A 10260-nucleotide genomic window follows, 5' to 3' on the forward strand; every position below is an offset into this window, starting at 1 on the left:
TTTGTCGGGGGTGGGTTCGCGTCCGGTGTTGGAGCGGCGGGCGCGTCCGCAACGTCTGCCGTTGTCGTTTGCGCAGCGTCGTATGTGGTTCTTGTACAAGTTCGAGGGTGCTTCGGCGACGTACAACATTCCGTTGGTGTTGCGTTTGGTGGGTGAGTTGGATGTGTCGGCGATGGAGGCGGCTCTCAATGATGTGATCGCCCGGCACGAGCCGTTGCGGACGGTGTTCCCCGACCTCGACGGCGAGCCGTATCAGCACGTCCTCACCCCCACCGAAGCCCACCTCACCCTCCCGGTGGAAGAAGCGCGGTCGGTGGAGCGGCGGGATCGGCTGGTGCACGACATGGCACGGCACGGATTCGAGCTGGACCGGGAAATGCCGTTGCGCGCGATGCTGCTGACGACGGGGCCCGACGAGGCGATGCTGATGCTGACGCTGCATCACATCGCGGGTGACGGCTGGTCGATGGCGCCCTTGGCCGAGGACCTGGTCACCGCCTACGCTGCCCGCCGTGAGGGCCGGTCCCCGCAGTGGTCCGCGATGCCCGTGCAGTACGCCGACTACGGCCTCTGGCAGCACGAACTGCTCGGCGAAGACACCGACCCCGACAGCCTCCTACGCCGCCAGGCCGCCTACTGGACCGAGCACCTGCGCGGTCTGCCCGACGTCGTGTGCCCGCCCACCGACCGACCGCGGCCGTCGGAGGCTTCACACAGCAGCGAGATGCTGCCGTTCGAGATCGACGCCCCGACCCATGCCACCCTGTGTGAGCTGGCGCGCGCCCACGGGGCGACGTTGTTCATGGTGCTCCACGCGGCGCTAGCCGGGCTGATGTCGCGGCTCGGTGCCGGCACGGACATCGCGGTGGGCTCGCCCATCGCCGGCCGCACCGACGAGGGCCTGGACGAACTGGTCGGCTTCTTCGTCAACACCCTGATCCTGCGCACCGACACCTCGGGGCGGCCGTCCTTCGTCGATCTGCTGGCGCAGGTCAGGGAGACCAGTCTGGCCGCCTACACCCACCAGGACATTCCCTTCGAGTACCTGGTGGAGAAGCTCAACCCGCAGCGCTCCACCGCCCACCACCCCCTCGTCCAGGTCATGCTCACGCTCCAGAACACCGCGGAGGTGCACTTCGACCTGCCCGGGCTCCAGGCCCGGCTGGAGAACCCGGGGCAAGGCAGCTCCCAGTTCGACCTGTTGCTGAACATCGGTGAGACCTTCGACGAGAACGGCGATCCGGCGGGCATCACCGGCTTCGTCGAGTACGCCACCGACCTCTACGACCCCGACACCGTCGCGGCGTTCGGGGCGCGGTACGTACGGTTCCTGAACACCGCCGCGGACGCCGCTGACCTGCCGATCGACACCCTGGACCTGCTCGCCCCGCAAGAACGTCCGCAGCTGCTCGGGTGGTCGGGCGTGCCCGGCTCGGCGAGGCCCGAACCGCTCACCCTGCCCGGTCTGTTCGCCGAGGCCGTGCGGCGCGCCCCGACGTCCCCGGCCGTCGTACACGGCGACGAGGAGCTGACGTACGCCGAACTGGACGCCTGGTCGAACCGGATCGCGCGGCTGCTGGCCGACCGTGGTCTCGGTCCGGGCCGTCGGGCGGCGCTGCTGATGCGGCGCGGGCCCGGCCTGCTCGCCGCCCTGCTGGGCGTACTGAAGACCGGCGCGGCCTACGTGCCCGTGGACCCGGACTACCCGGCGGAACGGCGGGCGTACATGCTCGGAGACGCGGAGCCGGCGGTGGTGCTCGACGACGCGTGGGTCCGGCAGGACCTCACGGACTACTCCGACACGGACCCCGGCATCGCCGTCGACCCGGCGTACACCGCGTACGTGATCTACACGTCGGGTTCCACCGGCCGCCCCAAGGGCGTCGAGATCACGCACGCCGGGATCGCCGGGCTCGCAGCGGCCAAGCGGGCCGCCTTCGCGCTGCGCCCCGGGGACAGGGTGCTCCAGTTCTCGCCGTCCAGCTTCGACGCCATGGTCTCCGAGATGGTGACCACCTTCAGCGCCGCGGCGACCCTGGTGGTGCCCGCGGAGACAGGCATCGCCGGACGGGAGCTCGCCGAGCTGCTCCACCGCGAGCGGATTACCAATGCGACCCTCCCCCCGTCCGTCCTGGTCACCCTGGAGGACGCTCACGGGCCGGACGGGCTTCCCGACCTGACCACGCTGGCGGTCGCGGGCGAGGCGTGCCCGCCCGACGTGGCCGCGCGGTGGGCTCCGGGACGCCGGATGATCAACGCGTACGGGCCGACCGAGTCGACCGTGGGCGCCGCGATGAGCCCGCTCCCGGCCGGCCGGTCGACCGGAGTGGTGCCGATCGGCCGGCCCCTGCCCGGGCTGGCCGGGCTGGTCCTCGACGAGCGGCTCGAACTGGTCCCGGCGGGCGTGTGGGGCGAGCTGTACGTGTCGGGGGCCGGCCTGGCGCGTGGCTACGTGGGCCGCCCCGGCCTGACGGCCGAACGGTTCGTCGCCTGCCCCTTCACCGACCCCGGCGCGCGGATGTACCGCACGGGCGACCTCGCCCGCTGGAACGCCGACGGCCAGCTGGAGTACCTCGGTCGGGCCGACGACCAGGTGAAGATCCGCGGCTTCCGGGTCGAACCCGGCGAGATCGAGGCCGTGCTGCGCGGCCGTCCGGGTGTCGCCCAGGCCGCGGTGACCGCCCACGAACAGCAGGACGGCGTGAGCCGACTCGTCGCCTATCTGGTGCCGGAGGAGGGCAGCGAACTCACGGTGTCCGTGGTGCGGGACGCGGCGCGCGACCGGCTGCCCGACTACATGGTGCCGTCGGCCTTCGTCGTGCTCGACGCCGTCCCGCGCACGCCGAGCGGCAAGTTGGACCGGGCCGCGCTGCCCGCCCCCGACTTCACGAGCACCTCCAGGCGGGCCGCCCGCACACCGCAGGAGCAGATCCTCGCCACCCTCTTCGCGGACGTCCTGGGTGTTCCGGTGGTGGGTGTGGACGATGACTTCTTCGATTTGGGTGGGCATTCGTTGTTGGCGACTCGGTTGGTGAGTCGGGTGCGTGCGGTGTTGGGGGTGGAGTTGTCGTTGCGGGCGTTGTTCGATGCGCCGACGGTGGCGGGGCTTGCGGGTGGGTTGTCGGATGTGGGTGCGCGTCCGGTGTTGGTGCGGCGGGTGCGGCCGGAGGTGTTGCCGTTGTCGTTCGCGCAGCGCAGGTTGTGGTTCCTGTACAAGTTCGAGGGAGCGTCGGCGACGTACAACATGCCGCTCGTCCTCAAGCTCACCGGCACCCTCGACGTGACCGCCCTGGAAGCCGCGCTGGGCGACGTCATCGCACGGCACGAGCCGCTGCGCACGATCTTCCCCGACACCGACGGACAGCCCTACCAGCACGTACGGGACGTCGCGCAAGCGCGCCTGGAACTGACACCGGAGCCGGTCCCCGAAGACGGGCTCGACGCACGGGTGGAGGAGTGCGTCCGCCACCGCTTCGAGCTCGACCGTGAGATCCCTGTTCGCCCCCGGCTGCTGAGCACCGGCCCGGACGCCCACGTCCTCGTTCTGACGATCCATCACATCGCAGGGGACGGCTGGTCGCTCGGCCCGCTCGCCGACGACCTCAAGAGCGCCTACACCGCCCGCCGCGGGGGTGAACGGCCGAGGTGGTCCGCGCTGCCGGTGCAGTACGCCGACTACAGCCTCTGGCAGCACGAACTGCTCGGCGACGACACCGACCCCGACGCCCTCTTCTCCCGCCAGGCGGCCTACTGGGCCGCGCACTTGGCGGGCCTGCCCGAGGCCGTGAGCCTCCCCACGGACCGGCCGCGGCCCCCCGTCGCGTCCAAGCGCGGCGCCGAGACCGGATTCACGCTCGACGCCCCGACGCATGCCGCGCTGCGCCAGCTGGCCCGCTCGACGGACGCCACCCTGTTCATGGTCCTGCACACCGGCCTCGCGGCCCTGCTCACACGGCTGGGAGCGGGGCACGACATCGCGGTCGGCTCGCCCATCGCCGGCCGCACCGACGAGAACCTGGACGAACTGGTCGGCTTCTTCGTCAACACCCTGATCCTGCGCACCGACACCTCTGGCGATCCCGCGTTCATCGATCTGCTGGCGCAGGTCAGGGAGACCAGCCTGACCGCCTACACCCACCAGGACATCCCCTTCGAGTACCTGGTGGAGAAGCTCAACCCGCAGCGCTCCACCGCCCACCACCCCCTCATCCAGGTCATGCTGGCCCTCCAGAACAACGCGGACCTGCGCTTCGAACTGCCCGGCCTGGACACCCGGCTCCTCGCCCCGGCCCCCGGCGGCTCACAGTTCGACCTCACCCTCAACCTGGTCGAGAGCTTCGACGAGGACGGCAGGCCCGCCGGGCTTTCCGGCACGATCGAATACGCCACCGACCTCTACGACGCCACCACCGTGGACGCCTTCGCGGCCCGCTGGACCCGCCTGCTGGCCGCCGCCGCCGAGGACCCGCACCGCCGTGTCGGCGCACTGGACATCCTCGACGCCGCCGAACGGCACACCCTGGCCGACTGGAGCACATCGCCCCGCTCCGAGCCGGAAGCGACCCTGCCCGAACTCTTCGCGAGGCAGGTACGCGCCACCCCGCACGCACCCGCGCTGATCGACGCCGACGGCACGGCCTCCTATGCCGAACTCGACGCGCGCGCCAACCAGATCGCCCACTGGCTCATCACCCGGGGCGCGGGCCCCGAGTCCCCGGTCGGCGTCGCCGTCGACCGCTCCCGCACCCAGATCGCCGTCGTCCTCGGCGTCCTCAAGGCCGGAGCGGCCTACCTGCCGATCGACCCCGGACATCCCGCCGAGCGGATCGCGTACCTGGTCTCCGACGCCCGGCCCGCGCTGGTGCTCGCCACCCGGCCCCTGGACGTGCGGGCGCCGCTCTTCCTCACCGACGACCCCGCCACCGCCGCCGCGTGGGACCGGCAGCCGACGCGGGCACCCCGGGACAGCGACCGCACGGCACCCCTGTCCCCGTCCAACACCGCGTACGTCATCTACACCTCGGGGTCCACCGGCACCCCGAAGGGCGTGACCGTCACCCACGCCGGCCTCGCAGGTCTGACCGCCACCGCCGAACGCTTCGGCCTCGGCGAGGGCAGCCGCACCCTTCAGTTCACCTCGTCCAACTTCGACGTGTCCGTGATGGAACTCCTGACGGGCTTCACCGTCGGCGCCGCGCTCGTGCAGACCGGCACCGAGCACCTGGTCGGCGACCAGCTCGCCGCCGCGCTCGCCACCCACCGGGCCACCCACCTCTTCGTCCCGCCGTCCGTCCTGGCCACCCTCCCGGCCGCCGCCGAGTCCGCCCTGCTCGACCTGAGGTCCCTGGTGGTCGCGGGCGAGGCATGCCCGCCCGCCCTGGCCGCCCGCTGGTCCGCGGGACGCCGGATGGTCAACGCCTACGGCCCGACCGAGGCCACCGTCTACGCCACCACCAGCCCGCCCCTCACCGAGGCGAACGCCCCCATCGGCACACCGGTCGTCGGCGCCCGCGTGTTCGTCCTGGACGGCGGCCTGGCGCCCGTGCCGCCGGGCGTACCCGGCGAGCTGTACCTGGCGGGCCCGGGCCTCGCGCGCGGATACGTCCGCCGGCCAGGTCTGACGGCGGAGCGGTTCGTGGCGTCCCCGTTCGAGGCGCCGGGTACTCGGATGTACCGCACCGGCGACGTCGTCCGCTGGAACACGGACGGACAGTTGGAGTACCTGGGCCGGGCCGACGACCAGGTGAAGATCCGCGGGTTCCGGGTGGAGCCGGGCGAGGTGGAGGCGGCACTGCGGCGGCTACCCGCGGTGGCACAGGCCGTCGTGGCGCCCTTCGTCCACGGGGGCGAGACCCGGCTCGCCGCCTACGCGGTTCCCGTACCCGTGCCGGACGCCGAGACCACGCCCGCGTCGCTGCGCGCGGACCTCCAGGAGGTGCTGCCGGGCTACCTCGTGCCGTCCACGGTCATTCTGCTGGACGCGCTGCCGTTGACCCCGAACGGCAAGATCGACCGGGCGGCGCTCCCCGCACCGCAGTACGCCGGGCACAACGCGACAGCGCCCCGCACCCCGCAGGAGGAGATCCTGTGCGGCCTGTTCGGGGACGTTCTGGGGGTGCCGTCGGTCGGGTTGGACGACAGTTTCTTCGAGTTGGGTGGGCACTCGTTGTTGGCGACGCGCTTGGTGAGCAGGGTTCGTCGTGTCATGGGTGTGGAGTTGCCGTTGCGGGTGTTGTTCGAGGCGCCGACGGTGGGGAGGTTGGTTCGGCATTTGGGTGGGGGACGGGTGCGTCCGGTGTTGGAGGCGCGGTCGCGTCCGGAGTTGTTGCCGTTGTCGTACGCCCAGCAGCGGTTGTGGTTCCTGCACAAGCTCGAGGGTCCCTCGGCGACGTACAACATGCCCTTCGCCCTCCGTCTCACCGGCGGCGTCGACCACGACGCGCTGGAAGCCGCCATCAATGACGTCGTGGCCCGCCACGAGGCGCTGCGCACGGTCTTTCCCGAGAGGGAGGGCCGGCCGTACCAGTACGTGCTGTCGATGGACGAGGCTCGGGTGCCCCTCACCGTCGAGTCGGTCGCGGAGCCGGCGGTCACTCCTCGCATCGCCGGGACCATCCAGCACGGCTTCCGTCTCGACCGTGACGTCCCCGTCCACGCCCACCTGCTCGACGTCACCGGGAGCGACGACGCGGTGTTGGTGCTGGTACTGCATCACATCGCGGGGGACGGGTGGTCGGCGGGCCCGCTGGCCCGGGACCTGGTGGCGGCGTACGCGGCCCGCGCAGGCGGCGAGGCCCCGGCATGGCCGGCGCTGCCGGTGCAATACGGGGACTACACCGTGTGGCAGCACGAGGTGCTAGGGGACGCAAACGACCCGTCGAGTGTGCTGGGTGGACAGTTCGCCTACTGGCAGGGCCAGTTGGAGGGCGCTCCGGAGGAGGTGACGGTGCCGGGTGACCGGCCGCGTCCCGCTTCGGCCTCGTACGAGGGCGAAGTGATCGGCTTCGAGGTCGACGCCGACCTGCATGCCGGGCTACGGGACCTCGCGCGGTCCGCGGACGTCACCCTGTTCATGGTGCTCCACGCCGGACTCGCGAGCCTGCTGTCACGGCTGGGTGCGGGATCGGACGTCGTCGTCGGTTCGCCGGTCGCCGGGCGGATGGACGAGGGCTTGGACGACCTCATCGGCTTCTTCGTCAATACGTTGGTGGTGCGGACGGATGTGTCGGGTGATCCGTCGTTCGGTGAGTTGTTGGGGCGGGTGCGTGAGGGGTGCTTGGAGGCGTTTGCGCATCAGGATGTGCCGTTTGAGTTGGTGGTGGAGCGGCTGAATCCGGTGCGTTCGGGTGGTCGGCATCCTTTGTTCCAGGTGGCGTTGGTGTTGCAGAACAATGAGGAGGCGCGGTTTGAGTTGCCGGGGCTCGGTGTGCGGACGGAGTCGGTGGGGACGGGGACGGCGAAGTTCGATGTGACGGTGAGTGTGTCGGAGGTCTTCGACGAGGATGGCCGCCCGGCGGGGATGTCGGGGTTCATCGAGTACGCGACGGACCTTTACGACCGCGACACGGCGGAGTTGTTCGGGGCTCGGTTGGTTCGGGTGTTGTCCGGTGCGGTTGCGGAGACCGGCTCGCGGGTGGGTGAGCTGGAGGTCCTGGGTGTGGGTGAGCGGGAGCGGTTGTTGGGTTGGTCGGCGTCTGGTGTTGCGCCTGTGTTGAGTACGTTGCCGGAGTTGTTTGTGGGGCGGGTGCGGGAGTGCCCGGATGCGGTGGCGGTGGTGTGTGGCGGAGAGGAATGGTCGTATGGGGAGTTGGGTGGGCGGGTGAATCGGTTGGCTCGTTGGTTGATCGATGGTGGTGTGGGTCCTGGTGGTGTGGTGGCGGTTGCGGTGCCTGCTGGTGTGGAGCAGTTGGTTGCGGTGTTGGGTGTGGTGTTGGCGGGGGCTGCGTATGTGCCGGTGGATGTGGAGTATCCGGGGGCGCGGATCGGTTGGTTGTTGGAGGACGCACAGCCGGGTCTGGTGCTGACCACGCGTGCTGCGGTGGGCAGTTTGCCGGATGCCCTGTCTGTGGACGTTGTCCTGCTGGACGAGGTCGACACGGATCGACTGTCTGGTGCGGAGGTCGTTGATGCTGAGCGGGTGGTGCCGTTGTTGCCTTCGCATCCGGCGTATGTGATCTACACCTCTGGTTCGACAGGGCGTCCGAAGGGTGTGGTGGTTACGCATGCGGGTGTGGCGGGGTTGGCTGCGGGTTTGGTGGAGCGGATGGGGGTTGGTGTTGGTGGTCGTGTGTTGCGTACGGCGTCGTTGAGTTTTGATGCGTCGGTGTTGGAGTTGGTGTTGGCGTGGGGTTCGGGTGCGGAGTTGGTGGTGCCGGAGGGTTCTGGTTTGGCGGGGGTGGAGTTGGAGGAGGCTCTTGCGCGGGGTGGGGTGTCGCATGCGTTTTTGCCGCCGTCGGTGGTGGCGACGTTGCCTGAGGGTGCGTGGGAGCGGTTGGAGGACTTGGTGGCTTTGGGGGTGGGTGCAGAGGCGTGCCCGCCGGAGTTGGTTGCCCGTTGGGGTTCTGGTCGTCGGTTGGTGAATGCGTATGGTCCGACGGAGATCACGGTGGCTGCGGCGATCAGTGATCCGTTGGTGGTGGGTGGGGGTGTTCCGATTGGCCGGGCGGTACCGGGGGCGGGGCTGTTCGTGCTGGACGAACGTCTCGGGCTTGTTCCGGCTGGTGTGTCGGGGGAGTTGTATGTGTCCGGGCCCGGGTTGGCGCGTGGGTACGCGGGCCGACCGGGTCTGACCGCTGATCGTTTCGTGGCCAACCCGTTCGGTGGTCCCGGTGAGCGGATGTATCGGACGGGCGATCTGGTGCGTTGGGATGTGGATGGTCAGCTTCGGTTTGTGGGGCGTGCTGATGATCAGGTGAAGATTCGTGGTTTCCGTATCGAGCCGGGTGAGGTGCAGGCGGCGTTGGAGGCGGAGCCGGGTGTGTCCCAGGCTCTGGTGGTCGCCCGCCCGCACCACGACGACACCCGACTCGTCGCCTACGTCGTCCCTTCGTCGGCAGGCGCGGACGGTGCCACCGGGGAGCAGGTCGACGAATGGCGGGAGATCTACGACTCGGTCTACGGCCAGGCCGTTCAAGACGGCGAGGCCGGGACGAGTGTGCTGGGGGAGGGATTCGAGGGGTGGAACAGCTCGTACTCGGGTGAGCCGATCCCCTTGCCGGAGATGCGGGAGTGGCGTGACCAGGTGTTGGAGAGGATCAGGGATTTTGCGCCCCGCCGGGTGTTGGAGATCGGTGTTGGTTCTGGGTTGTTGTTGGGGCACGTGGCGGGGGAGGTGGAGTCGTATTGGGCGACGGACTTTTCGTCGTCGGTGGTGGAGCGGTTGCGTGGTCAGGTGGCGGGGTTGGGTTGGGATCATGTGGTGGTGCGGTGCCAGGCCGCTGATGATGTGTCGGGGCTTCCGGCGGGTGGGTTTGACACGGTGATCATCAACTCGGTTGTGCAGTACTTTCCGGGTTGGAGTTACTTGGAACGGGTGTTGGATCAAGCATTCGGGTTGCTGGCTGAGGGTGGTCGGTTGTTTGTCGGGGATGTGCGGCATCGGGGTTTGTTGCGGGCTTTCCAGACTGCTGTTCAGGTTCGTCAGGTGGGTGTGGGGGATGCGGGTCGTTTGCGTGCGGCGGTTGAGCAGGCTGTGGTGACGGAGAAGGAGTTGTTGCTTGATCCGGGTTTCTTCGCTGTTTGGGCGGCTGGGCGGTCGGAGGCGGTGGGTGTGGATGTGCGGTGGAAGCGGGGTGTGGCGCACAACGAACTGACCCGACACCGTTTCGACGTGGTCCTCCACAAGGCTCCTGCCCAGCCGCTTTCTCTTGCTCGGACACCCGTCCTGGTGTGGGGTCGGGATGTTGACGATTGGGATGCGTTGGGTGATGTGTCGTTGCCGGTGCGGGTGTCGGGGGTGCCGAATGCTCGGTTGGTGGGGGAGGTTGCGGCGGCTCGGGCGGTGGCCGCGGGCGAGCCGGTTGAGCGTGTTCGTGAGTTGTTGGGTGGGGCAGGCGGCGGGGTGGATCCGGAGGGTGTGTGTGTTTGGGCTCGGTCGCGGGGTTGGGATGCGGTGGTGACGGTGGGTTCTGGTGGTGTGGATGTGATGGATGTGGTGTTGGTCCCTGGGGGTGTGGGTGTGGTGTCGGATGTGTTGGGGTCGGTGGTTTCGGTGGGGTCGCTTGGGGGGTTGGCGAGTGATCCGGTGGGGTCGCGGGTGTC

At 69.6% G+C, this 10260-nt stretch carries 1 protein-coding gene; it reads left to right on the forward strand.

The window, feature by feature from the left end; all coding sequences use genetic code 11:
• Nucleotides 1-91 precede the first annotated feature (91 nt).
• Nucleotides 92-10260: amino acid adenylation domain-containing protein (locus tag ACFV88_RS33430; RefSeq protein WP_385495893.1), on the forward strand; the 10169-nt coding region annotated here is incomplete at its 3' end.

It is taken from the genome of Streptomyces sp. NPDC059816, assembly GCF_042732055.1.
In the GTDB taxonomy this organism is placed as follows: Bacteria; Actinomycetota; Actinomycetes; order Streptomycetales; family Streptomycetaceae; genus Streptomyces.